The sequence below is a fragment of the Aquibium sp. A9E412 genome, assembly GCF_030398335.1.
Classification (GTDB): Bacteria; Pseudomonadota; Alphaproteobacteria; order Rhizobiales; family Rhizobiaceae; genus A9E412.
In genome coordinates this window covers 32,820-54,916 of record NZ_JAOAOP010000023.1, presented here as the reverse complement: position 1 = coordinate 54,916, position 22,097 = coordinate 32,820, and the positions used below count along the sequence as shown (strand labels likewise).

The window sequence follows — 22,097 nt, the reverse complement described above, 5'->3', positions numbered from 1 at the left end:
GCCCGCCGGGCAGCGCCGTCCGGCGGACGGCGAGACCGCGTTCGCAACCGCGAAACGCGCTAAAATACTACGCGATCACGTAATTTTCCGGCCAGTTTGCGCTTCTAGACTTGCCTCCTCAACAACAGGAGGTACGTTCAATGCTCTATGCTCTGAAAACCGCCGAGTTGATGGAGCGGCCCGATCTTTGGCGGGCCGTCCATGAACTGCGCTACCGCATCTTCGTCGAGGAGATGGGCTGGGACGATCTGCGCCGGCCGGACGGCCTGGAGATCGACCAGTTCGACCACGAGGACGCGGTGCACCACCTCGCCATCCGCAACGGCGAGCTGGCCGGCTACCAGCGCATGCTGCCGACCACCCGGCCGCATCTTCTCACCGACGTGCTCGGCGATCTGTGCGAGGGGCCGACGCCGACCGGGCCGAACATCTACGAGCTGACCCGCTACGCCGTCGCGCCGCATTACCGCGAGGGCCGCTGGGGCGTGTCGAGCGTCGGCAGCGAGCTGATCGCCGGCTTCATCGAATGGGGCATGCGGACGGGCGTCGACCAGGTCATCATCGAGTTCGAGCCGATGTGGGTCCTGCGCGCACTGCAGCTTCGCTTCCTCGCCCGGCCGCTCGGCTACCAGCGCACCTATGGCCGCCAGCAGGTCGTCGCCACGCTGCTCACCTTCAACGAGCACACGCTCGCCACCGTGCGCGAGCGCCGCAACTACGACGCCCCGGTGCTCGCCGGCGGCATGCCCGAGACCGTCGGTCTCCGCCGCGCCTCGTAAGGCCGGCGCGACGTCCGCATTTTTCCAAGCAAATGGGGTAAGGCAAAATGGACATCCGACCGCAAACCGAATTTACCAACCACGCCCTCGTCATCACCGTGTCGTCCGACAGCGGCCGCCCGGTGCTCGACGCCGCCGCCTATGCGCGGCTGGCGCGCACGCTGCGCGAGGCGGCCGAGGACGACGAGACCCGCGTCGTCGTGCTGCGCGGCCTGGCCGGCTGCTTCTGTCTCGGCGGCGATTTCGGCGAATTCGTCGATCCCTCCAAGCACCAGGCGCTGATCGGCGCCGTCACCGACATGTTCCGCACGCTCGCCACGTTTCCCAAGCCGCTGATCGCCAGCGTCGACGGCGACGCGGTCGGCGTTGGCTGCACCATCCTGTTCCACTGCGATCTCGTCATCGCCTCGCGCAAGTCGACCTTCCGCGTGCCGTTCGTCGATTTCGGCCTGGTGCCCGACGCGGCGACCAGCATCCTGGCGCCGGAGAAGCTCGGCTACGCCGGCGCCTTCCGGTTCTTCTGCCTCGGCGAGGCGCTCGACGTCGACCGGGCATGCGCCATGGCGCTGGTCTCCTCGATCGCCGAGGACGATCCCGAAGCCGAGGCGCTCGCCACCGCGCGCGTGCTCGCCAAGAAGCCGGTGCGCTCGCTGACGCAGACCAAGGCGCTGCTCAAGGGTGATGCCGAGGCGCTGTGCCGGCGCATCGACCGCGAGATCACGCTGTTCCACCACGCGCTGCAGGACGAAAAGACGCTGCGGCGGCTCAAGCGCGTCGCGCGCATGGCGGCCTGACGGCGGGCCCGCGCAAGGGGAGGGGGCGCGGAGCCCGCATCGGCGGCCGGTCGCACGCGACCGCGGCCGGCCGCCGGCGCGATCCGCGTGCGCGCCGATGGATCTGCGAGGCATCGAGCGAGCCGGCGGGGGACCGGCACTCCCGGCCGGCCTGCCGGCACGGGAGACGCAACGCCGCCCGGCGGTTGCGCCGGGGCGCCGGCCGCCGGCGGTGCCGCCCGGCTGGTGGCCGGTGCTCGCCCGGCTGCGCGTGCCGGCCGAGGCCGCGCGCACCGTCGCCCGGCGGGCGGCCGCCGCGCGCGTGCCCTTCCAGGCGGAGCTCGTCGCCTCCGGCCTGGTCTCGGAGGCGGTGCTGCTGCGCGCGCTCGCCGAGGAGCTCGGCCTGCCCTTTCGCGCAGACATCGATCCGGCCCGCCTGGTGATGCGCGACCGCGACGCGCTCGCCGCGCTGCGCCGGCCGCGCGGCGCCGAGCGGGCGCTGATGCTCGCGCCGGGCGGCGGCACCGTGCACGTGCTCGCGCCGACGGCCGTCGACATCGTCGCCCTGCGCGAGCATCTGCGCCGCTTTCCCGGCATCGCGGCGCGTCTTTGCATCACGCCGCCGGCGGTCCTGCGCCGGGCGGTCGCCGCGCGCGTGCGCGGCCCGCTGACGCGCCGGGCGCGCGAGCGTCTGTTCGAGACCCGGCCGGAGCTGTCCGCCCGCTTCGTGCTCGTGCCGTGGCAGGCGGCCGCCTTCGGCGCGGCGGCGGTGGCGCTGCCGGTCGCGCTGGCGCTGGCACCGGTCGCCGCGCTGCTCGCGCTGCACGGCCTGTTCTCGCTGTTCTTCTTCGCCTGCGTCGGGCTGCGGCTCGCCGTCTCGCGCGCCGTCGCGCCGCCGCTGCCGCGGCTCGCCGGCCCGCTGTCGCCGGCCGAGATGCCGGTCTACACGGTCCTGGTGGCGCTCTACCGCGAGGCCGAGATCGTGCCCGACCTGCTCGTCGCGCTCGGCAAGCTGGTCTGGCCGCGCGCCAAGCTGGAGATCAAGCTGGTCTGCGAGGCCGACGACGCGGCCACGCTCGCCGCCATCGAGGCGCATGCGCTGCGGCCGCATGTCGAGCTGATCCGCGTGCCGCCCGGCCTGCCGCGCACCAAGCCGAAGGCGCTTCAGTACGCGCTCGCCATGACCAGCGGCTCGCTCGTCGTGCTCTACGACGCGGAAGACCGGCCGCACCCGCTGCAGCTCCTGGAAGCCTGGCAGCGCTTCTGCAGCGAGGGCGCCGACCTCGCCTGCCTGCAGGCGCCGCTGGTCATCGCCAACGTGCGCGAGGCGCGGCTCGCCGCCCTGTTCGCGCTCGAATACGCGGCGCTGTTCCGCGGCATCTTGCCCTGGCTCGCCCGCCGCGGCCTGGTGCTGCCGCTCGGCGGCACGTCGAACCATTTCCGCCGCACCGCGCTTGAGGCGGCCGGCGCCTGGGACCCCTACAACGTCACCGAGGATGCCGATCTCGGCCTGCGTCTGGCGCGGTTCGGCTATCGCGTGTCGACCATCGGCTACCCGACCTACGAGGACGCGCCCGACGCGATCGGCGTGTGGCTGCCGCAGCGCACCCGCTGGTTCAAGGGCTGGCTGCAGACCTGGCTGGTGCACATGCGCCGGCCGCTGCGCCTTGCCCGCGAGCTCGGTCCCGGCTCGTTCCTCGTCAGCCAGATCCTGTTCGCCGGCATGGTGGTGTCGGCGCTCGTCCATCCGCTGTTCGTCGTCACCGCGCTGGCGGTCGCGCTGCGGCTCGCCCTCGGCCATGCGCTGCCGGACGTCTATTCCGGGCTGATGGTGCTCGACGTCGTCAACGTGGTGGGCGGCTACGGCGCCTTTCTGGCGCTCGGCTGGCTGACCCTCGAGCCGGCGCGGCGGCGCGGCTTCTGGCGGATGGCGGTCGCGGTGCCGGGCTACTGGGTGCTGATGTCGCTCGCCGCATGGCGCGCGGCGTGGCAGCTCGTCAGGCATCCGCATCTCTGGGAGAAGACGCCGCACAAGCGCTCGAGCGCGGCGCGCCGCCTCAGTCGAGCGCGCGCGGCCCGGAGCCGATGATGCGCGGGTCCTCCTCGCCGATCGCCGCCAGGTCGCGGCCGGCATAGGGCAGCGTGAGCAGGATACGCCGCATGGCCGCGAGCCGCGCGCGGCGCTTGTCGTTGGCGCGCACCACCGTCCACGGCGCGTGCTCGGTGTGGGTGCGGGCGATCATCAGGTCGCGCTTTTGCGTGTAGTCGTCCCACTTCGTCATGCCGGCGACATCGATCGGCGAGAACTTCCACGTCTTCAGCGGATCGTGCCGCCGGTCGTGGAAGCGCTTGAGCTGGGTCACCTGGCCGATGTTGAGCCAGAACTTGAAGAAGTGGATGCCGTCGTTGCAGATCGCGCGCTCGAAGTCCGGCGTCTCCTCGAGGAAGCGGGCGTGCTCGGCCGGCGTGCAGAAGCCCATCACCGGCTCCACGCCGCCGCGGTTGTACCAGGAGCGGTCGAAGGTGACGAACTCGCCGGAGGTGGGGAAGTGCGCGACGTAGCGCTGGAAGTACCACTGCCCGCGCTCCGTCTCGCTCGGCTTCGACAGCGCCACGTTGCGCGCGCTGCGCGGGTTCATGTACTTGCGGATGCGCGCGATGGTGCCGCCCTTGCCGGCCGCGTCGCGCCCCTCGAACAGGATCATTACCCGCTCGCCGCTCGCCTGCAGCCAGTACTGCAGCTTGACGAGCTCGATCTGCAGCGCCTCGAGACGCTGCTCGTAGGCCTTGCGCGGCATCTTCTCGTCGTAGGGGTAGCCGCCGTCGGTCAGCGCGGCGTCCGTCACCCACTCGGGCAGCTTCGGCTCCTCGATGTCGAACACGCGTTCAACACCGCCGACGCTTATGGTAACGGGCCTCGTCAGCTGCCGTTCGGCGGTCGGGGCGGTCTCGGTCATCGCGGCGATCCTGTTGGCGGGCGGGATGCTATTGGCTGGATGGCGCCCGGTCCAGAGGCGCCGCGCGCGGCGGAGGGCACATGGCGATGAACGGCGAGGCGGGCGGCGCGAAACCACTGGCCCCGGTGCGCGCGCGGCTTGCCGCCGCACGCCGCACGCTGGCCGCCGCCGGGCTCGCCATCCTGGCGCTCGACCTGTGGGCCGGCGGCAGCGGCCTGCGCGCCGCGCTCGCCTTCGCGGCCGTGCTTGCCGTCGCGGCGCTCGTCGCGCCGGCGCCGGACGTGCCGCGCCGCCGGCCGCGCGAGGAGCGCCGCGAGGGCGGCTTCGAGCGCCTGCCGGCGCGGCACCTGGCGGCCGCCGTGCCCGACCCGCTGATCGTCTTCGACCGCGACGGCACCTTGCTGTTCGCCAACGCGCCGGCGGTCGCCGCCTTCGGCGCCCTGCCGGTCGGCACCGCGCTGCCGCTGCGCTTCCGCACGCCGGAGATGCACGCGCTGCTCGACGGCGTGCTGCAGGCGGGCCGGGCGCAGGCGCTCGCCGACTACATGGAGCGCGTGCCGATCGAGCGCCTCTATCGCGTCTCGGCGCGGCCGATCGGCGAGGCGAGCGGCCTGTTCGTGCTGATGTTCGAGGACCAGAGCGAGGCGCGCCGCATCGACCGCATGCGCGCCGACTTCATCGCCAATGCCAGCCACGAGCTGCGCACGCCGCTCGCCTCGATCGCCGGCTTCATCGAGACGCTGCGCGGGCCGGCGCGCGACGATGCCGCCGCGCGCGACAGCTTCCTGCAGATCATGCAGGCGCAGACCGCCCGCATGGCCCGGCTGATCGACGACCTGCTGTCGCTGTCGCGACTCGAGGTGAAGCCCTACATCGATCCCGATTCGCGCGTCGATCTCGCCCGGCTCGCCCGCCAGGTGAGCGAATCGCTGGCCCGTCTCGCCGCCGATTCCGGGCTGGTCATCGAGACCCGTCTGCCGGACGCGCCGCTGATGGTCGCCGGCCATGCCGACGAGCTCACCCAGGTGCTGGAGAACCTGGTCGAGAACGCCTGCAAATATGCCGGCGACGGCGGCCGCATCGTCGTGTCGGCCACCCGCGACGCGGCGACCGAGCCGCCGGAGGTGACTGTCACCGTCACCGATTTCGGCCCCGGCATCCCGAAGGAGCACATCCCGCGGCTGACCGAGCGCTTCTACCGCGTCGACGTCGAGGCGAGCCGGGCGCAGAAGGGCACCGGCCTCGGCCTGGCGATCGTCAAGCACATTCTCACGCGCCACGGCGGGCGGCTGTCGATCCGCTCCGAGCTCGGCGCGGGCGCGGCCTTCACCATTCACCTGCCGGCCGCCTGACCGCGCCTGCGGCCGACGGCCTTTCTTTTTTTCGTCACCCGTCTGGCGTATCACTCGGACACGCGAAACGTCGGGCGTGGGAATCATGCGAAGCCAGCACATCATGCGCTCCTACGACGAGGAGCTGAAGTTCCTCGCCAACCGCATCGCCGCCATGGGCGGCCATGCCGAGCGCATGCTCGAGCAGGCGGTGCAGGCGCTGGTCAGCGAGGATGCCGATCTCGCCCGCAAGGTCGTCGCCGACGACGCCGTGCTCGACGCCGCGCAGCGCGAGATCGACGACAAGACGATCATCGTCATCGCCAAGCGCCAGCCGATGGCCGGCGACCTGCGCGAGATCGTCGGCGCCATCCGCATCTCGGCCGACCTCGAGCGCGTCGGCGACCTGGCCAAGAACATCGCCAAGCGCGTCGCCGCCGTCAGCCAGACGCGCCAGCCGGTGCGGCTGCTGCGCGGCCTGCAGGCGCTGGCCGATCTCGCCGCCACGCAGCTCAAGGAGGTGCTCGACGCCTATGCCGGGCGGTCGCCCGACAAGCTGGCCGCCGTGCGCGACCGCGACGAGCAGATCGACGCGATGTACACCTCGCTGTTCCGCGAGCTGCTGACCTACATGATGGAGGACCCGCGCAACATCACCGCCTGCACGCATCTCCTGTTCTGCGCCAAGAACATCGAGCGCATCGGCGACCACGCGACCAACATCGCCGAGACGGTCTACCACATCGCCACCGGCGCGGAGATGCCGCCGGAGCGGCCCAAGGAGGACGACACCCACACGGTGGTCGTCGAGAGGTTGCCGGCCGAGCGCGAATAGCCCGACCCGACGCGCGGCACCGCGCCGCGACTGCCGCGGCCGGGCCGTTTCCTGCTCGGGAGTGCACGGGATGCCGGCGCGCCGGCGTGGCCGCGTTGCGCGGCCTGCTTGTCGCGCCTCAGCGCTGGCGGCGCCGCTCGCTCGCCGGCTGGTAGGCGATGCGCGCGTGGTAGCTGCAATAGGGGCTGCTTTCGCCCGACTCGTTGCCGCAGAAGCTGAAGTCGTCCATCAGCGGGTCGCCGTTCGGCCACTTGCAGGTGTGCTCGCCGAGCTCGACCAGCTTGAGCTTGCGCGAGATCGGCACGACGACGTCCTCGACCGGGCGGAGCTGCTGGCGCGCCACCGGCTCGGCCTCGTACTGCGCCTGCAGCGCCGTGGCGCCGACGGTCGTCGTGGTCATCCGCCCGCCGCCACCGCCGCCGCGCGACGGCTTCGGCGCGGCGGTCGCCGCCACCGGCTTCTTCTGCCGCGCCTGCGCGCCGCCGGCGCGGCCGCGGCCCGACAGCTTGAGGCGGTGCACCTTGCCGATCACCGCGTTGCGGCTGACGCCGCCGAGCTGCGCCGCGATCTGGCTGGCGCTCAGGCCCTCGGCCCACAGCTTCTTCAGGGTCTCGACGCGTTCATCGGTCCAGTTCATCGCCAAAACGCTCCTCGTCTGGCGTGCGGAATCGGAATCGCTTCCCGTCCCGGCACCGGCCAGGTGGGACACCACATCTACGCGAATGATTGGTCCGCCGCACGAAATCTGCAATTTCAGCCCGCAAGCTACCGTATCGGTTGACTCCATGACAAGAGTCCGCATGGCCCCCCGAATCTCTTTTGCCGGTTTTCCCCAACTTGGGCGCCGCACCGTCACGAAGGCGACGGAAAGCCCTCCTGCCGCGGCGTTGCGTTGACTTTGTGGCGCAAAGCCGTGATATAGGGTCGCAGCGCCGCCCAATCGGGCGGCTTTTTGGTTTGATCGTCCTCCATGCGTGCCTTTCGCGGGCCGCGCGGCAGGCCGCGGCGCCCGCGCCGGCGGCCGCTTCGGGAGACAGGTGCTATGAGCGGTTCGGCGCTTTTCGATACCTATGCGCGCATGCCCCTGGCCTTCGAGCGGGGCGAGGGGTCCTGGCTCGTCACGGCCGACGAGGTGCGCTATCTCGACTTCGCCGGCGGCATCGCCGTCAACGCGCTCGGCCACGGCCATCCGCATCTCGTCGCCGCGCTCACCGAGCAGGCCGGCAAGCTGTGGCACATCTCCAACCTGTACGAGATTCCCGGCCAGAAGCGGCTCGGCGAGCGTCTCGCGCAGGTGTCGTTTGCCGACCGCGTGTTCTTCGCCAATTCCGGTGCCGAGGCGCTGGAGGCGGGGATCAAGACCGCGCGGCGCTACCACCATGTGAACGGCCGGCCCGAGCGCTACCGCATCATCACCTTCGAGGGCGCCTTCCACGGCCGCACCCTGGCGACCATCGCCGCCGGCGGCCAGAAGAAGTACATCGAGGGCTTCGGCCCCAAGGTCGACGGCTTCGACCAGGTGGCCTTCGACGACGCGGCCGCCGCCGAGCGCGCCATCACGCCGGAGACCGCGGCCATCCTGCTCGAGCCGATCCAGGGCGAGGGCGGCGTGCGCGGCTTCTCGCACGCCACCTTGAAGCGCCTGCGCGCGCTGTGCGACGAGCACGACCTGCTGCTGATCTTCGACGAGGTGCAGTGCGGGCTCGGTCGCACCGGCCGCTTCTTCGCCCATCAGTGGACCGAGGTGACGCCCGACATCGCGGCGGTCGCCAAGGCGCTGGGCGGCGGCTTCCCGGTCGGCGCGTGCCTGGCCACCGAGGAGGCGGCCGCCGGCATGACGGCCGGCGTGCACGGCACTACCTTCGGCGGCAACCCGCTCGCCATGGCGGTCGGCAACGCCGTGCTCGACGTCGTGCTCGAGGAGGGCTTCCTCGACCAGGTGGCGCACAAGGGCCTGCTGCTCAAGCAGGGCCTGGCGGCGATCGCCGACGACTTCCCCGACGTGATCGAGGGCATCCGCGGCGAGGGCCTGATGATCGGGCTCAGGTGCAAGGTGCCCAACGCCATGCTGCAGCAGGCGCTGCGCGAGGAGAAGCTGCTCTCGGTGCCGGCCGGCGACAACGTCCTGCGGCTGCTGCCGCCGCTGACGGTCAGCGAGGACGAGATCCGCCTGGCGCTCGAGCGCATCCGCGCCGCCGCGCAAGACCTGTCGCTCGGCGCCGGCGCCGCGGCGCGCTGACATCCACCGGAGACCCGGCATGACATCGGCCCCCCGGCACTTCCTCGACCTTTCCGCCCTGTCCGGCGACGTGCTGCGCGGCATGCTCGACGACGCGCGGCAGCGCAAGGCGCGGCGCGCCGAGGTCGGCGCGGACAAGCCGTTCGCCGGCAAGGTGCTGGCGATGATCTTCGACAAGCCGTCGACGCGCACGCGGGTCTCCTTCGACGTCGCGATGCGCCAGCTCGGCGGCGAGACGCTGATGCTGACCGGCACCGAGATGCAGCTCGGCCGCAGCGAGACGATCGCCGACACCGCGCGCGTCCTGTCGCGCTATGTCGACATCATCATGATCCGCACCACCGAGCACGCGCGGCTCGTCGAGCTGGCGCAGAACGCCACCGTGCCGGTCATCAACGGGCTGACCGACGACACCCATCCCTGCCAGATCATGGCCGACGTGATGACCTTCGAGGAGCATCGCGGCGCCGTCGCCGACCGGCTGTTCGCCTGGTCGGGCGACGGCAACAACGTGCTGCACTCGCTGATCGAGGCCTCGGCGCGCTTCGGCTTCCGCCTCAACGTCGCGGTGCCCGAAGGCAGCGAGCCGAACGCGCGCTACGTCGACTGGGCGCGCGCCAATGGCGGCCGCGTGACGCTGACCCGCTCGCCGCAGGAGGCGGTCGCCGGTGCCGACTGCGTGATGACCGACACCTGGGTGTCGATGGGCCAGGAGCACCGCGCGCGCGGCCACAACGTGTTCATGCCCTACCAGGTCAACGCCGAGCTGATGGCCGGGGCCGCGCCGGACGCGCTGTTCATGCACTGCCTGCCGGCGCATCGCGGCGAGGAGGTCACCGACGCGGTCATCGACGGGCCGAACTCGGTGGTGTTCGACGAGGCGGAGAACCGTCTGCACGCCCAGAAGGCGGTGCTGGCCTGGTGCCTGTCGGGAGCCTGATCCGGTGAGCAAACCGCAAGCGAAACTCGGCGAGTTCGACTTCGCCGGCGACGACCATGTCGTGCCGTTCGAGGTGGGCGGCCTCGACATCCGCGGCCGCAGCGTGCAGCTCGGCGCCGAGCTCGACCGCATCCTCGAGCGCCACGCCTATCCCGAGCCGGTGGCGCGCCTGCTCGCCGAGGCGATGGTGCTGACGGTGCTGCTCGGCAGCTCGCTCAAGTTCGAGGGCAAGTTCATCGTCCAGACCCGCTCGGACGGCCCGGTCGACATGCTGGTCGCCGACTTCGCCACGCCCGACGGGCTGCGCGGCTATGCCCGCTACGATGCCGCGCGGCTCGAGGAGGCGGTGGCCGCCGGCCGCGCCGGGCCGGAGGATCTGCTCGGCAAGGGCGTCCTGGCGCTGACCATCGACCAGGGCGTGCACATGCGCCGCTACCAGGGCATCGTCGAGCTCGACGGCACCTCGCTCGAGGACGTGGCGCGCGTCTACTTCCGCCAGTCGGAGCAGATTCCCACCGAGGTGCGCCTCGGCGTGGCGCGGCTCGTCACGCCCGGCCGCGACGGCGCCGGCTCGGCCTGGCGGGCGGGCGGCCTGCTGGTGCAGTTCCTGCCCGAATCGGAGGAGCGCCAGCGCATGCCCGACCTGCCGGGCGGCGACGGCGGCGAGGAGGCCGGCGGGCCGCAGGTCGACGACGCCTGGCAGGAGGTGCTGGCGCTGATGGCGACCGTCGAGCCGGCCGAGCTCGTCGATCCCACGGTCGGCACCGAGCGGCTGCTCTACCGGCTGTTCCACGAGCACGGCGTGCGCGTCTTCGAGGGCCACGGCGTGGTCGACCGCTGCTCGTGCTCGCGCGAGAAGATCCGCACCATCCTCGAGGGCTTTTCCGCCGAGGAGATCGCCGAGAGCACGCGCGACGGCGAGATCGAGGTGAGCTGCGAGTTCTGCTCCAAGCGCTATCTGTTCGATCCCGCCGACTTCGCCTGAGCCGGCCGGGCCGTCAGTTCACCGAGCGCGCCTCGCCGGGCAGGTCGAGCGAGAAGGCGGGGATGTCGACCTGGAACTCGCGGCCGCGCGCGTCGCGCATCAGGTAGCGCCCGACCATGATGCCCGACGGCGTGGAGAGCGGGCAGCCCGAGGTGTACTGGAAGCTGTCGCCGGGATCGAGCACCGGCTGCTCGCCGACGACGCCCGCCCCGCGCACCTCCTCGACCCGGCCGCGCGCGTCGGTGATGTGCCAGTAGCGCGACACCAGCATCACCCGCTCGCGCGAGTGGTTGGCGATCGTCACGCGGTAGGCCCACACGAAGCGGTTGTCGTCCGGGTCGGACCGGTCGGCGAGGAAGAACGGCTCCACGCGAACCTCGATGTCATGCGTCACGGAACGGTACATGCGCTCGCTTCCAGGCACGGGCCCGAAGGGTCGCCGACCGCGGGCATGCGGTCAAGCCGTCGGGCCGGCGCGGACCGCCCGCCGCTGACGGCAATGTGAATGCGCCCGGCCGTGGCGCCCGCTATAGCTCGGGCGCGCAACGGGCCGACGAGCGCGCGGGAGACGACGGCATGCTGGACGGATGGGCGCGGCAGAGGATCGACCCGGCGCTGCGCGTCATGGCGCGGCGGCTGGCCGCGGCCGGCGTGAGCGCCAACCAGATCACCGTGGCCAGCTTCGCCCTCGGCCTGGGCGCGGCCGCCGCGGTTGCGCTGCAGGCCTACTGGCTCGGCCTCGCGCTCTTGCTGGCGAGCCGGCTCGGCGACGGGCTCGACGGCGCGGTGGCGCGCATCGCCGGGCGCACCGATCTCGGCGGCTATCTCGACATCGTCTTCGACTTCGCCGTCTACGGCGCGCTGCCGGTCGGCTTCGTGCTCGCCGATCCTGCGGCCAACGCGGTGGCGGGCGCGGTGCTCGTCCTGTCGTTCTACGTCAACGGCGCCAGCTTCCTCGCCTATGCGGTGATGGCCGAGCGGCGCGGCATGCGCGGCGAGGCGCGCGGTGCCAAGTCGCTGTTCTTCACCACCGGGCTGGCCGAGGCGACCGAGACGATCGCCGTCTTCGTCCTGTTCTGCCTGTTTCCCGACTGGTTCGCGCCGCTCGCCTATGCGTTCGCCGCGCTCACGCTCTACACCGCCGTCTCGCGCATCGTGCTGGCCGCGCGGACCTTCGGCTGAGGCGGTCCGGCGCGCCGCTCCGGATGCACGCGGGCCGAACGCGCGCGCCCCGTCGCCCCGTTTAGGCCGCCCACGGCGGCACGAGGTCGAGCCCCGTCGTGCGAAAATCGTCCAGGTTGCGCGTCGCCAGACGTCCGCCGTTCACCCGTGCGATGGCGGCGATCATGCCGTCGGGCACCGACATCGCCTTGCCCCGGCGGGACGCATCACCCATCATCGCGCCGTATGCCATCGCGGCCTCCTCGGTGAGGCCGAAAATCCGGCCGGCAAAGCGGCGGCGCCATTCCGCAAGCCTCTGCTCGAGCAATGCGGCGCGCTGGTCCGGCGCGATCTTGCGGATGCCGAAGGCGATCTCCGCGATGGTGACGGTGGGAAGCGCCAGCTCCGCATCGTGGCGCACCAGCCAGCCGCGCACGGCGTCGTCGGGGGATTTGCGCAGCGTCTCGGAAACGACGTTGGTGTCCAGAAAGATCAAAGCTCCGGTCCCGGATGGGGCCGACGGTTCTGGCTGACGACCGATTCCAGGTCGATGTCGGTGCCGTAGCTTTGCGAAATCCGCTCGTAGAACGTCGCGGCCGGCTCGCGGCCCGCCTCGCGCACCTCATAGGCTTCCAGGGCACGCTCCACGATCTCCGCGATCGAGCGGTTCTCGCGGCGGGCGAGGCGGTGCGCCAGGTCGCGTGCCCGGGCGCTGTGGACGGACAGTTGCGGCTCGGCCATCGAAAGCCTCCGCCCGCAGTATAGGTGCGCCCATTGCTGCCATCAAGACGGCAGGTGCCGGCCGCGGCCGTCGCGGGCGCGGCTACGCCGCCGCCAGCGCCCGGTCGAGGTCGGTCAGCAGGTCGTCGACGTCCTCCAGCCCGACCGACAGGCGCAGTGTGCCGGGACCGATGCCGAGCTCGGCGCGCGCTGCGTCGGACAGGTTCTTGTGCGTCGTCGTGGCGGGATGCGTGATCAGGCTCTTGGCGTCGCCGAGATTGTTGGAGATGGCGATCAGGCGCAGCGCGTTCTGGAAGGCGAAGGCCGCCGCCTTGCCGCCGGCGATGTCGAGGCACAGCAGCGTCGAGCCGCCGCTCATCTGGCGCTTCGCGAGAGCGGCCTGGGGGTGGTCGTCGCGGCCGGGATAGACGACCCGCGCCACCGCCGGGTGGTCGGCCAGCCGGTCGGCGATGCGCGCCGCGCTGGCGCTCTGCTGGGTGACGCGCACCGGCAGCGTCTCCAGCCCCTTGAGCAGCGTCCAGGCATTGAACGGCGACAGGCTGGGGCCGGTGTGGCGGAAATGGTCGTGCAGGTGCTCGTCGATCCAGGCCTTGTCCGACAGCACGATGCCGCCGAGGCAGCGGCCCTGGCCGTCGATGTGCTTGGTGGCGGAGTAGACGACGACATGCGCGCCGAGCGCCAGCGGCTTCTGCTGCAGCGGCGTGGCGAACACGTTGTCGACCACCAGCCGCGCGCCGTTCGCCTCGGCCAGCCGCGCGACATGCGCGATGTCGATGATCTCGAGCGTCGGGTTGGTCGGGCTTTCCAGGAAGAACAGCCGCGTGTTCGGCCGCACCGCGCGTTCCCACTGCGCCGGGTCGGTGCCGTCGACGAGCGTGGACTCGATGCCGTAGCGCGGCATCAGCGTCTCGACGACCCAGCGGCACGAGCCGAACAGCGCGCGCGCCGCCACCACATGGTCGCCGGCGCGCAGCGAGCACAGCAGCGCGGCCGTCACCGCGGCCATGCCGGAGGCCATGGCGCGCGCGTCCTCCGCCCCCTCCAGCAGGCACATGCGCTGCTCGAACATCGCCACGGTCGGGTTGGCGTAGCGCGAATAGATGAAGCCCGGCGCCTCGCCCTTGAAGCGCGCCTCGGCCGCCTCGGCGCTGTCGTAGACGAAGCCCTGGGTGAGGTAGAGCGCCTCGGAGGTCTCGCCGAAGGCCGAGCGCTGCGTGCCGCCGTGGACCAGCGCCGTCTGCGGCTTCCAGTGTCGTGAAGGATCGTCTGTCATGGCTCCGCCCAACAAAAAAACCGGCCGCGCAGCCGCGAGCCGGTGTGTCGAGCGCGGCCTTTTAGCGACTTCTTTAACGTGGCTGCAAGCCGACCGGCCAAATCACCACGGGATAAGCGCTCCATAGCCGGCGCGCGCGCTTGCGTCAATCGGCCGCTTCATTAAACCTCCGCCGACCAGCAAGGAGACAACGGCTTGCGCGACACGGGCATCCTGCCGGACGGCGAGATCGCCGCACTTTTCGAGACCGGGGCGCTCGCCGCCGAGCGGCCGCTCGACGGCGACCAGATCCAGCCGGCGAGCCTCGACCTGCGGCTCGGCGCGGTAGCCTACCGCGTGCGCGCCAGCTTCCTGCCGGGACCAGACCACCGCGTCGCCGACAAGCTGGCCCGCTTCTCGCTGCACGAGATCGACCTGACCGGCGGTGCGGTGCTGGAGACCGGCTGCGTCTACATCGTGCCGCTGGTCGAGCGGCTGGCGCTGCCCGACGGCATCGCCGCCTCGACCAACCCGAAGAGCTCGACCGGCCGGCTCGACATCTTCACCCGGGTGATGAGCGACCACGGCCAGGAGTTCGACAAGGTCCCCGCCGGCTATCGCGGCCCGCTCTATATCGAGGTCAGCCCGCGCACCTTCCCGATCGTCGTGCGCGCCGGCTCGCGGCTGTCGCAGATCCGCTTCCGGCGCGGCGTGGCGGCGCTCGACGAGGCGGCGCTCGCCGCGCTGCACGCGCGCGAGACGCTGGTCGCCTCGGCCGCGCCGAACATCACCGGCGGCGGCATCGCGCTGTCGATCGATCTCGGCGGCGGCGGCGACGGGCTGATCGGCTACCGCGCCAAGCACCACACCGGGCTGATCGACGTCGACCGGCGCGACGCCTACGACCTGGAGGACTTCTGGGAGCCGATCCGCGCCCGCGGCCGCGGCGAGCTGGTGCTCGATCCGGACGAGTTCTACATCCTGGTGTCGCGCGAGGCGGTGCACGTGCCGCCGCTGCATGCCGCCGAGATGACGCCGTTCGACCCGCTGGTCGGCGAGTTCCGCGTCCACTACGCCGGCTTCTTCGATCCCGGCTTCGGCCACACGCCGGCCGGCGGCGGCGGCAGCCGCGCCGTGCTCGAGGTGCGCAGCCACGAGGTGCCCTTCATCCTCGACCACGGCCAGATCGTCGGCCGGCTGGTCTACGAGCACATGCTGGCGCGGCCCGGCGCGCTCTACGGCGCGGCGCTGAAGTCGCACTACCAGGGCCAGGCCCTCAAGCTGTCGAAGCACTTCCGCGCCGGCTGAGCCGCCGGCTCAGCCGGTCCGTTCCTCCGCGTCCGCCGCGCGCAGCGCGCGCACCTCCGCGCGCAGCGCCCGCAGCTCCTCCAGGATCGTCGCCTGCTCGTCGTGCAGCGCCGAGCGCTCGGCCGCCGCGGTGGCGTCGTGCTCGGCCTGCATGGCCGACACGATGATGCCGATGAACAGGTTGAGCACGGTGAAGGTGGTCGACACGATGAACGGGATGAAGAACAGCCACGCCCAGGGATAGACCTCCATCACCGGCCGCACGATGCCCATCGACCAGCTTTCCAGCGTCATGATCTGGAACAGCGAGTAGGCCGACAGGCCGATCGTGCCGAACCAGTCGGGGAAGGCGCTGCCGAACAGCTTGGTCGCCATCACCGCGAACACGTAGTAGACGAGCCCGAGCAACAGCACGATCGAGCCCATGCCGGGCAGCGCGGCGATCAGACCGCCGACAACGCGGCGCAGCGACGGCACCACCGAGACCAGCCGGAGCACGCGCAGGATGCGCAGCGCGCGCAGCACAGAAAGTCCGGCCGTGGCGGGCACCAGCGCGATGCCGACGACGAACAGGTCGAAGATGCGCCACGGATCGCGGAAGAAGGCGCCGCGATAGGCGACGAAGCGCAGCGCGAGCTCGACGACGAAGACGCCGAGGATCAGCCGGTCGATCAGGATCAGCGTCGGCCCCGCCGCCGCCATCGCCGTTTCCGACGTCTCGAGACCGAGCGTGACCGCGTTGATGACGATCAGAACGGTGATGGCCGCCTCGAAACGGCGCGATTCGACGAGGCTCTTGACGGTCTGCACGGGGTGCTGCGCTCCTGCGGATTCGGCAACCGCCGACAGGTGGGACGCGGCGGGCGCGCCGTCAAGCGGCAACTGCCGGCGACGATCGCCGATCGCCGGCCCCGCGCCGCCGCCGGCCAACACGGCGCTTGACACGCGCCGCCGACACGCCATTCTAGCCGCCGGTTCGCGGGTGTAGTTCAGTGGTAGAACGCAAGCTTCCCAAGCTTGATGTCGTGGGTTCGATCCCCATCGCCCGCTCCAGCCCTTTCGCGGTCCATACCGGCCCTTGATCGATTGACGCGCGGCGGCGCTCAGGCGTCGCGCAGATAGGCGCGCAGCGCCCGGCGATGCCAAAAGGAGCGGATCTGGTGCGCCGGCTCCGCCGTCCAGCCGCCGTTCGCGCCCGGTTCGGCGACCCGGCGGAAGCGCCGCCTGGTGCCGACCGGCGCGTGGTCGGGACCGTAGGTCGCCACCACCATGATCTCGAAGGCGCTGAGCTCCGTCGGCGCGCAGTCCTTCGGACAGCACGACGACAACAGCGTCTCGAAGGAGCCGAGGGTGATGTACTCGCCCGTCATCAGCGGCCCCTGGAACCAGAAGCGGCGCGGGTCCTCGCCGGGCTGCCGCGTCAGCGTGTCGAGGTCGGTGAGCGAGCATTCGCTGCGCTCGCCGTCGCGCTCCGTGGTGACCACCACGCTTTCCAGATAGACCGGCTCGGCGCTCATGTTGGAGACCACGCAGTTCGACGACAGGTCGTGGCCGGCGCTGCGGTTGATCAGCACCTTGGCGCGCCGCTGGCGCCGGTGCGCGTTGAGCAGGAGCTGGAAGTAGAGCGCCCACACGACCAGCATGAGGGCGTTGGCGATCGTGTTGAGCGGCGCGCTGTTGTCGCTGATGAACTGCCACACGGCGGCGGTCTCCGGGCTTTTCGGGCGAGGCGGTCGTCGCCGTCGCGCGGGCGAGCGGCGGCGTCGTGCGCCGGCAACGTGCGGTCGGCGCGGCCGGTTCCTTCGGTGCCGGGGCGCCGGCGGTTGAACTCGGCGGCGCCAGGCCGTATCTGCGGGGCGTTCAACGGAGCCAGAACCCCCGTGTCGGCCATCAACCGCTTTCTCGGCGACAGCCCGCTGCGCGTGGCGCTCAAGCTGCTCGTGCTGTCCTTCATCGTCGGCATCGTGATGAGCGCCTTCGACTGGTCCCCCTGGGACGTCGTCGAGGCGGTGCGCGAGGCGGTGCTGCGCGTGTGGAACATGGGCTTCGCCGCCTTCGAGCGCTTCTTCGGCTACATCCTGCTCGGCGCGGCGATCGTCGTGCCGGCCTTCCTGATCCTGCGGCTTCTGAGCTACCGCCGCTGAGCCTGCGGCTCAGGCGAAGCGCGCGGCCGTCTCGAACAGGATGGCGTGGCGCGCGGCGAGCGCGGCGACGTCGTGCGCATAGCCGCCGCCGATGACGCCGCACAGCGGGATGCCGCGGTCGCGGAAATGGCCGATCACCATCGCGTCGCGCGCCTTCAGCCCAGCGTCGCTCAGCGCCAGCCGGCCGAGCCGGTCGTCGGCATGCGGGTCGACGCCGGCGTTGTAGAACACGAGGCGCGGCGCCTGCGTGCGGTCCAGGAAGGCGAGCGCGGCCTCCAGCCGGCGCAGATAGGCCGCGTCGCCGGTGCCGTCGGGCAGCGCCACGTCGAGGTCGGAGGGCACCTTGCGCACGGGATAGTTGCGCGCCGCGTGCATCGAGAAGGTGAAGACGCGCGGCTCGCCGGCGAAGATCTCGGCCGTGCCGTCGCCCTGGTGCACGTCGAGGTCGACGACCAGGATCGGCGCCACGCCCTCGCCGAGGAGCACGGCGGCGGCCACCGCCACGTCGTTGAAGGTGCAGAAGCCGGCGCCCTGCGCGCGGCGGGCGTGGTGGCTGCCGCCGGCCGTGTTGCAGGCGAGCCCGCCGGCGAGCGCCAGCCGCGCGGCGAGCACCGTGCCGGCGACGGCGAGCCTGGCGCGACGCGCCACCAGCGCGTTGACCGGAAAGCCGATCTCGCGCTCGACGGCGACCGGCACCGTCTGCGCCAGCACCTGCTCGACATAGGCCGCGTCGTGCACGAGCCGCAGCCGCTCCGGCGCGGCGGGCTCGGGCACGTGCAGCGCACCGCCGTCGGTCAGCCCGCGCGCCTGCAGCGCCAGCATGAGCTGGCGGTACTTGCCCATCGGAAAGCGATGGCTGGCCGGAAAGCGGGCGTCGTAGTCGGTGTGGTGGACGATCGGCAGCGGCATACGGGCCTGGCGGGACGAGGGACGGAGCCTGGTAGAGCCGATCTGCTCTTCACGGAAGCGCAGATCGGGTCCAAGTCCTTGTTTCGACGCGTTTGCGGACGGCGAACCGGTTTCCACGTCGCTTGGAAACGCTTTATGTAGGGCGCCGCGCCGGCAGGCACAGCCGGGCCGGCGTTTGGTCCACCGGCCGGCCGCGCTTGCGCGCCGGCGCGCCGGCGTGCAAACCGGCCATGGACCCCGATCGGCGGAGCGGCGACGTGACCCAACCCCTGGCGGCGGCCGCCGGGCGCGTGCGGCCCTTCGACGTGACCCACCGCTCGGTGCTGGCGATCGCCGTGCCGATGACCTTCGCCTATCTGACGACGCCGCTGCTCGGCATCGTCGACACCGCGGTGGTCGGCCAGTTCGGCGACGCCGCGCTGCTCGGCGGCCTCGCCGCCGGCGCCATCGTCTTCGACGTCGTCTTCACCACCTTCAACTTCCTGCGCTCGGGCACCACAGGGCTCGTCGCGCAGGCCTTCGGCCGCGACGACGCGGCGGAGGAGCAGGCGGTGTTCTGGCGCGCGGCGATCATCGCGCTGGTCTGCGGCGTGGCGCTGGTGCTGCTGGCGCCGCTCATCGTGGCCGGCGGCGTGTGGTTCATCGATCCCGAGCCGCGTGTCGCCGACGCGATGGCGAGCTACATCGTCATCCGCATCCTCGCCGCACCGTTGACGCTGATGAACTATGCCATCCTCGGCTACGTGCTGGGCCGCGGCGAGGGCGCGCTCGGGCTGATGCTGCAGATCCTGCTCAACGGCGCCAACATCGCGCTGTCGATGCATCTCGGGCTCGCGCTCGGCTGGGGCATCGAGGGCGTCGCCTGGGGCACCGTCGGCGGTGAGCTGTTCGGCGCTGCTGTCGGGCTTGCCGTTGTGGTCGGCCGCTTCCGCCGCGCGCCGCGGCTGACGCTCGCCCGCGTCTTCGACGTGCCGGCGATGTCGCGCATGATCTCGCTCAACCGCGACATCATGATCCGCTCCTTCTCGCTGCTCGCCGCCTTCGCGCTGCTGACGCGGCAGGGCGCGCAGCTCGGCACGCTGCAGCTCGCCGCCAACGCGATCCTGATGAACTTCTTCCTGATCTCGGGCTACTTCCTCGACGGCTTCGCCACCGCCGCCGAGCAGCTCGCCGGCCGGGCGCTCGGCGCGCGCTACGAGCCGGCCTTCCGCCGTGCCGTGCGGCTGACCGCGGTCTGGGGCTTCGGCCTGGCGTTCTTCGCCACCGCCGTCTTCCTCGCCTTCGGCGACATGCTGATCGCCGTGGTGACCACGGCCGAGGCGGTGCGCGCGCTGGCCGGCGCCTTCCTGCCCTGGGCCGCGTTCACCGCCGTTAGCGGCGTGCTCGCCTTCCAGATGGACGGCGTGTTCATCGGCGCCACCTGGTCGCGCGACATGCGCAACATGATGCTGCTGTCGCTGGCTGTCTACGTGGCGGCGCTGTTCGCGCTGTCGGCCGCGTTCGGCAATGCCGGCCTGTGGGCCGCGCTGCACGTCTTCCTGATCGTGCGCGGCCTCAGCCTGCTCGCCATCCTGCCGCGGCGTGCCCGCGAGAGCTTCGCCTGAGGCGTCCGCCCGGCTGCCGGCAGCCTCACTCGAGCGGCACGGCCGCCCACTCGTCGAGCGCGCTGTCGCGCAGCGCCGACAGCCGTTCGAGCCCGGCGCGCGCGGCGTAGGCGTCGAGCCCGGCGACGATGCGGCCGGGCAGGGCGGGTCCGGCGAAGATCATGCCGGTGTAGAGCTGCACCAGATCGGCGCCGGCGCGGATCTTGTCGAGCGCGGTGTCGACCGATTCGACGCCGCCCGCGCCGACCAGCGCCGTCTGCGGGCCGACGCGCCGGCGCATGCGCGCCAGCACGGCGGTGGCGCGGCGGAACAGCGGCGCCCCCGACAGCCCGCCCGTCTCGCCGGCCTCGCGGCTTTCGAGCGGCGGCCGCGCCAGCGTCGTGTTCGACACGATGACGCCCTCGATGCCGGCCGCGAGCACCGCCTCGGCGATGGCGTCGAGGCCGGCCTCGTCGAGATCGGGCGCGATCTTGAGGAACAGCGGCACGGGGCGGGCGCCCGGCTCGGTGGCGTCGCTGCGCGCCGCCGTCACCGCGGCGAGCAGCGCCGGCAGGCTGTCGGCGCCCTGCAGGGCGCGCAAGCCGGCGGTGTTGGGCGAGGAGATGTTGACGGTCAGATAGCTGGCGAGAGGCGCGAAGGTGCGCACGCCGGCCGCGTAGTCGGCGACGCGGTCGGGGCTGTCGGCGTTGGCGCCGATGTTGACGCCGACGATGCCCGGCCGGCCGCGCCGGGCGGCGAGCCGCGCGAGCGCGGCGGCGTGGCCGTCATTGTTGAAGCCGAGCCGGTTGATGACGGCGCGGTCGGCCGTCAGCCGGAAGATGCGCGGCGGCGGGTTGCCGGCCTGCGGCCGCGGCGTCAGCGTGCCGCATTCCACGAAGCCGAAGCCGAGCGCCAGCAGCGCGTCCGGCACCTCGGCGTTCTTGTCGTAGCCGGCGGCGAGGCCGAGCGGGTTGGCGAAGTCGATGCCGGCCACGCGCGTGGCGAGCCGGGCGCTCGCCCGGTGCGGCGCGCCGAGCGGCAGCCCCGTCTTCAGCGCCTTCAGCGACAGGCCGTGCGCGGTTTCCGGATCGAAGCGGAACAAGAGGCCGCGGCCGAGTGCGCCGAGCCCGGCCGTCACGGCATCAGGCCCGCGAAGCGGTGCCGCCCGTCGGCGCCGAGCGGCAGCGGCGCGACGTGCCTCACGGCGGCCAGCGGCAGCGGCGCGTAGAGGTGCGGAAACAGCGCGCCGCCGCGCGACACCTCGTAGCGCAGCGCAGCGCCGAGCGCTTCGGCGTCGACCGCGACCAGCACCAGGTCGTCGCGCCCGGCGAAGTGCTTGGCCGCCGTCTCGGCCACCTGCCCGGCGGTCGAGAAATGGATGTAGCCGTCGGCCAGGTCGATTTCGGCGCCGTGGAAGACGCCGGCCGCCTCGGCCTCCGCCCACAGGCCGGCGGGGCAGATCTTGTAGATGAGCGTGGTCATGCGCCGGCTATAGCGGCAAGCCGGCGGCGGCGGAAGCCGCTGCGCTGCGCCGTACCCAATTTGCGGCGCATTCGCCTGCCATGGTCTTGCCCCGTGCTCGCGCACGCCACCGTCGGGAGGACCGCCCATGCGCCCCATCGCCTTTGCCGCACCCGTCGCCGCCCTTGCCGCCGGCCTCGCGCTGGCCGGGCCGTCGCAGGCGCAGGACAGCGCGCGCTACCGCCTCGAGCCGTCCGGCGAGGGCTATGTGCGCATGGACACGCGCACCGGCGAGATGTCGGTCTGCCGCATGCGCGGCGAGCAGCTCGTGTGCACGCTGGCGGCCGACGAGCGCCGCGCCTACGACGCGGAGATCGACGCGCTGCACGGACGGCTCGACGCGCTCGAGCAGCGCCTGGCGGCGCTCGAGCAGGGCGCGCCGGCCGACGGCGGCGAGGCGCTGCCGTCCGAGGAGGAGTTCGAGCAGACGCTCGGCCTGATGGAGCGCTTCATGCGCCACTTCATGGGCGTGATGCGCGACCTGGAGCGCGACTTCGGCGCCCCGCCGGCCGAAGGCGGCGCCCCCGGCGAGGGCCTGGAGAAGACCTGACCGGCCGGGGGCCGCGCATTTTTTTAAAGCGATTCCAGGCGGAGTGGATGCCGGTTCGCCGTGCGGAAACGTGTCAGAACAATGACTTG

General features: G+C 71.9%; 24 protein-coding genes, 1 tRNA gene and 1 riboswitch. Of the genes, 14 read left to right on the top strand and 11 right to left on the bottom strand.

Features of this window, described 5'->3' with window-relative positions; genetic code table 11:
* Positions 1 to 140 precede the first annotated feature (140 nt).
* The 3 genes from N1F89_RS10755 (at position 141) to N1F89_RS10745 (ending at position 3,641) form a co-directional block, all read left to right on the top strand.
* Positions 141 to 779, top strand: a complete 639-nt coding sequence (locus tag N1F89_RS10755; protein ID WP_290083971.1) for an acyl-homoserine-lactone synthase — start codon at positions 141 to 143, stop codon at positions 777 to 779.
* Positions 780 to 826: 47 nt separating this feature from the next.
* Positions 827 to 1,573, top strand: a complete 747-nt coding sequence (locus tag N1F89_RS10750) for an enoyl-CoA hydratase-related protein (protein ID WP_290083969.1) — start codon at positions 827 to 829, stop codon at positions 1,571 to 1,573.
* Between the two features lie 211 nt (positions 1,574 to 1,784).
* Positions 1,785 to 3,641, top strand: coding sequence for a glycosyltransferase family 2 protein (locus N1F89_RS10745; RefSeq protein ID WP_290083967.1), 1,857 nt, complete (start codon positions 1,785 to 1,787; stop codon positions 3,639 to 3,641).
* On the opposite strand, the gene ppk2 is transcribed toward N1F89_RS10745, so the two are convergent.
* Complete coding sequence (gene ppk2, locus N1F89_RS10740; RefSeq protein WP_290083966.1) at positions 3,610 to 4,509, bottom strand: polyphosphate kinase 2; 900 nt, start codon at positions 4,507 to 4,509, stop codon at positions 3,610 to 3,612. The genes N1F89_RS10745 and ppk2 overlap by 32 nt on opposite strands.
* An 80-nt stretch (positions 4,510 to 4,589) precedes the next feature.
* Here ppk2 and N1F89_RS10735 point away from each other — a divergent pair, with 80 nt between their 5' ends.
* Positions 4,590 to 5,861 carry an ATP-binding protein gene (locus N1F89_RS10735; protein WP_290083965.1) on the top strand — a complete coding sequence of 424 codons (1,272 nt, stop codon included), beginning with the start codon at positions 4,590 to 4,592 and terminating at the stop codon, positions 5,859 to 5,861.
* Between the two features lie 85 nt (positions 5,862 to 5,946).
* Positions 5,947 to 6,675, top strand: coding sequence for a phosphate signaling complex protein PhoU (phoU, locus tag N1F89_RS10730; RefSeq protein ID WP_290083963.1), 729 nt, complete (start codon positions 5,947 to 5,949; stop codon positions 6,673 to 6,675).
* 118 nt (positions 6,676 to 6,793) lie between these two features.
* On the opposite strand, the gene N1F89_RS10725 is transcribed toward phoU, so the two are convergent.
* The gene (locus tag N1F89_RS10725) at positions 6,794 to 7,312 is read right to left on the bottom strand and encodes a GcrA family cell cycle regulator (protein ID WP_290083962.1); all 519 of its coding nucleotides are present in this window, start codon (positions 7,310 to 7,312) and stop codon (positions 6,794 to 6,796) included.
* A 405-nt stretch (positions 7,313 to 7,717) separates the two neighbouring features.
* On the opposite strand from N1F89_RS10725, the gene N1F89_RS10720 reads away from it, so the two are divergent.
* From N1F89_RS10720 to N1F89_RS10710, 3 genes are read left to right on the top strand one after another with little or no spacing between them, the layout of a single operon-like run.
* Positions 7,718 to 8,914 (top strand): aspartate aminotransferase family protein, encoded by a 1,197-nt coding sequence (locus tag N1F89_RS10720; RefSeq protein ID WP_290083960.1) that lies wholly within the window; start codon positions 7,718 to 7,720, stop codon positions 8,912 to 8,914.
* Positions 8,915 to 8,933: 19 nt separating this feature from the next.
* Positions 8,934 to 9,854, top strand: coding sequence for an ornithine carbamoyltransferase (gene argF, locus N1F89_RS10715; protein WP_290083959.1), 921 nt, complete (start codon positions 8,934 to 8,936; stop codon positions 9,852 to 9,854).
* A 4-nt stretch (positions 9,855 to 9,858) separates the two neighbouring features.
* Entirely contained in the window at positions 9,859 to 10,839 is a 981-nt protein-coding gene (locus tag N1F89_RS10710) for an Hsp33 family molecular chaperone (RefSeq protein WP_290083957.1), read from the top strand.
* A 13-nt stretch (positions 10,840 to 10,852) separates the two neighbouring features.
* On the opposite strand, the gene apaG is transcribed toward N1F89_RS10710, so the two are convergent.
* Entirely contained in the window at positions 10,853 to 11,245 is a 393-nt protein-coding gene (gene apaG, locus N1F89_RS10705) for a Co2+/Mg2+ efflux protein ApaG (RefSeq protein ID WP_290083955.1), read from the bottom strand.
* A 170-nt stretch (positions 11,246 to 11,415) separates the two neighbouring features.
* Here apaG and N1F89_RS10700 point away from each other — a divergent pair, with 170 nt between their 5' ends.
* Positions 11,416 to 12,021, top strand: a complete 606-nt coding sequence (locus N1F89_RS10700; protein ID WP_290083953.1) for a CDP-alcohol phosphatidyltransferase family protein — start codon at positions 11,416 to 11,418, stop codon at positions 12,019 to 12,021.
* Positions 12,022 to 12,082: 61 nt separating this feature from the next.
* On the opposite strand, the gene N1F89_RS10695 is transcribed toward N1F89_RS10700, so the two are convergent.
* From N1F89_RS10695 to N1F89_RS10685, 3 genes are all read right to left on the bottom strand, one after another.
* Positions 12,083 to 12,496 carry a type II toxin-antitoxin system VapC family toxin gene (locus N1F89_RS10695; protein ID WP_290083951.1) on the bottom strand — a complete coding sequence of 138 codons (414 nt, stop codon included), beginning with the start codon at positions 12,494 to 12,496 and terminating at the stop codon, positions 12,083 to 12,085.
* Complete coding sequence (locus tag N1F89_RS10690; protein WP_290083949.1) at positions 12,493 to 12,741, bottom strand: type II toxin-antitoxin system VapB family antitoxin; 249 nt, start codon at positions 12,739 to 12,741, stop codon at positions 12,493 to 12,495. The genes N1F89_RS10695 and N1F89_RS10690 overlap by 4 nt, the downstream gene beginning before the upstream one ends.
* Before the next feature lie 82 nt (positions 12,742 to 12,823).
* Positions 12,824 to 14,014 (bottom strand): O-succinylhomoserine sulfhydrylase, encoded by a 1,191-nt coding sequence (locus N1F89_RS10685; protein ID WP_290083947.1) that lies wholly within the window; start codon positions 14,012 to 14,014, stop codon positions 12,824 to 12,826.
* Positions 14,015 to 14,055: 41 nt separating this feature from the next.
* Positions 14,056 to 14,133, bottom strand: a riboswitch (SAM riboswitch).
* A 76-nt stretch (positions 14,134 to 14,209) separates the two neighbouring features.
* Between N1F89_RS10685 and N1F89_RS10680 the strand changes: the two genes are divergently transcribed.
* Positions 14,210 to 15,301: a 2'-deoxycytidine 5'-triphosphate deaminase gene (locus tag N1F89_RS10680; RefSeq protein WP_290083946.1), complete on the top strand. Its 1,092-nt coding sequence runs from the start codon at positions 14,210 to 14,212 to the stop codon at positions 15,299 to 15,301.
* A gap of 9 nt (positions 15,302 to 15,310) precedes the next feature.
* On the opposite strand, the gene N1F89_RS10675 is transcribed toward N1F89_RS10680, so the two are convergent.
* Positions 15,311 to 16,111, bottom strand: a complete 801-nt coding sequence (locus tag N1F89_RS10675; protein WP_290083944.1) for an ion transporter — start codon at positions 16,109 to 16,111, stop codon at positions 15,311 to 15,313.
* A gap of 168 nt (positions 16,112 to 16,279) precedes the next feature.
* Here N1F89_RS10675 and N1F89_RS10670 point away from each other — a divergent pair.
* Positions 16,280 to 16,354, top strand: a tRNA-Gly gene (locus N1F89_RS10670).
* Positions 16,355 to 16,404: 50 nt separating this feature from the next.
* Here N1F89_RS10670 and N1F89_RS10665 read toward each other — a convergent pair.
* Positions 16,405 to 17,001, bottom strand: a complete 597-nt coding sequence (locus N1F89_RS10665) for a hypothetical protein (RefSeq protein WP_290083943.1) — start codon at positions 16,999 to 17,001, stop codon at positions 16,405 to 16,407.
* A 180-nt stretch (positions 17,002 to 17,181) separates the two neighbouring features.
* On the opposite strand from N1F89_RS10665, the gene N1F89_RS10660 reads away from it, so the two are divergent.
* The gene (locus tag N1F89_RS10660; RefSeq protein WP_290083941.1) at positions 17,182 to 17,445 is read left to right on the top strand and encodes a DUF6460 domain-containing protein; all 264 of its coding nucleotides are present in this window, start codon (positions 17,182 to 17,184) and stop codon (positions 17,443 to 17,445) included.
* 9 nt (positions 17,446 to 17,454) lie between these two features.
* Here the strand turns inward: N1F89_RS10660 and N1F89_RS10655 are convergent, their stop codons facing one another.
* Entirely contained in the window at positions 17,455 to 18,354 is a 900-nt protein-coding gene (locus N1F89_RS10655) for a histone deacetylase (RefSeq protein ID WP_290083940.1), read from the bottom strand.
* A 341-nt stretch (positions 18,355 to 18,695) separates the two neighbouring features.
* On the opposite strand from N1F89_RS10655, the gene N1F89_RS10650 reads away from it, so the two are divergent.
* Entirely contained in the window at positions 18,696 to 19,958 is a 1,263-nt protein-coding gene (locus N1F89_RS10650) for an MATE family efflux transporter (RefSeq protein WP_290083974.1), read from the top strand.
* Positions 19,959 to 19,983: 25 nt separating this feature from the next.
* Here N1F89_RS10650 and N1F89_RS10645 read toward each other — a convergent pair whose 3' ends face one another.
* Both N1F89_RS10645 and N1F89_RS10640 read right to left on the bottom strand, forming a co-directional pair.
* A complete protein-coding gene (locus tag N1F89_RS10645; RefSeq protein WP_290083938.1) occupies positions 19,984 to 21,075 on the bottom strand; it encodes a quinone-dependent dihydroorotate dehydrogenase in 1,092 nt (363 codons plus the stop codon).
* Positions 21,072 to 21,419, bottom strand: a complete 348-nt coding sequence (locus N1F89_RS10640) for a DUF952 domain-containing protein (protein WP_290083936.1) — start codon at positions 21,417 to 21,419, stop codon at positions 21,072 to 21,074. The genes N1F89_RS10645 and N1F89_RS10640 overlap by 4 nt, the downstream gene beginning before the upstream one ends.
* Before the next feature lie 127 nt (positions 21,420 to 21,546).
* Here N1F89_RS10640 and N1F89_RS10635 point away from each other — a divergent pair, with 127 nt between their 5' ends.
* Positions 21,547 to 22,008, top strand: coding sequence for a hypothetical protein (locus tag N1F89_RS10635; RefSeq protein WP_290083935.1), 462 nt, complete (start codon positions 21,547 to 21,549; stop codon positions 22,006 to 22,008).
* Positions 22,009 to 22,097: the final 89 nt, after the last annotated feature.

Bases quoted from the DNA above. Each gene is read 5' to 3' on its own strand.
- N1F89_RS10685 (WP_290083947.1), bottom strand. From the start codon at position 14,014: ATGACAGACGATCCTTCACGACACTGGAAGCCGCAGACGGCGCTGGTC.
- argF (WP_290083959.1), top strand. From the start codon at position 8,934: ATGACATCGGCCCCCCGGCACTTCCTCGACCTTTCCGCCCTGTCCGGC.
- N1F89_RS10725 (WP_290083962.1), bottom strand. From the start codon at position 7,312: ATGAACTGGACCGATGAACGCGTCGAGACCCTGAAGAAGCTGTGGGCC.
- N1F89_RS10640 (WP_290083936.1), bottom strand. From the start codon at position 21,419: ATGACCACGCTCATCTACAAGATCTGCCCCGCCGGCCTGTGGGCGGAG.
- N1F89_RS10735 (WP_290083965.1), top strand. From the start codon at position 4,590: ATGGCGATGAACGGCGAGGCGGGCGGCGCGAAACCACTGGCCCCGGTG.
- N1F89_RS10635 (WP_290083935.1), top strand. From the start codon at position 21,547: ATGCGCCCCATCGCCTTTGCCGCACCCGTCGCCGCCCTTGCCGCCGGC.
- N1F89_RS10650 (WP_290083974.1), top strand. From the start codon at position 18,696: ATGACCTTCGCCTATCTGACGACGCCGCTGCTCGGCATCGTCGACACC.
- N1F89_RS10690 (WP_290083949.1), bottom strand. From the start codon at position 12,741: ATGGCCGAGCCGCAACTGTCCGTCCACAGCGCCCGGGCACGCGACCTG.
- N1F89_RS10655 (WP_290083940.1), bottom strand. From the start codon at position 18,354: ATGCCGCTGCCGATCGTCCACCACACCGACTACGACGCCCGCTTTCCG.
- N1F89_RS10755 (WP_290083971.1), top strand. From the start codon at position 141: ATGCTCTATGCTCTGAAAACCGCCGAGTTGATGGAGCGGCCCGATCTT.
- N1F89_RS10750 (WP_290083969.1), top strand. From the start codon at position 827: ATGGACATCCGACCGCAAACCGAATTTACCAACCACGCCCTCGTCATC.
- N1F89_RS10700 (WP_290083953.1), top strand. From the start codon at position 11,416: ATGCTGGACGGATGGGCGCGGCAGAGGATCGACCCGGCGCTGCGCGTC.
- ppk2 (WP_290083966.1), bottom strand. From the start codon at position 4,509: ATGACCGAGACCGCCCCGACCGCCGAACGGCAGCTGACGAGGCCCGTT.
- N1F89_RS10720 (WP_290083960.1), top strand. From the start codon at position 7,718: ATGAGCGGTTCGGCGCTTTTCGATACCTATGCGCGCATGCCCCTGGCC.
- apaG (WP_290083955.1), bottom strand. From the start codon at position 11,245: ATGTACCGTTCCGTGACGCATGACATCGAGGTTCGCGTGGAGCCGTTC.
- phoU (WP_290083963.1), top strand. From the start codon at position 5,947: ATGCGAAGCCAGCACATCATGCGCTCCTACGACGAGGAGCTGAAGTTC.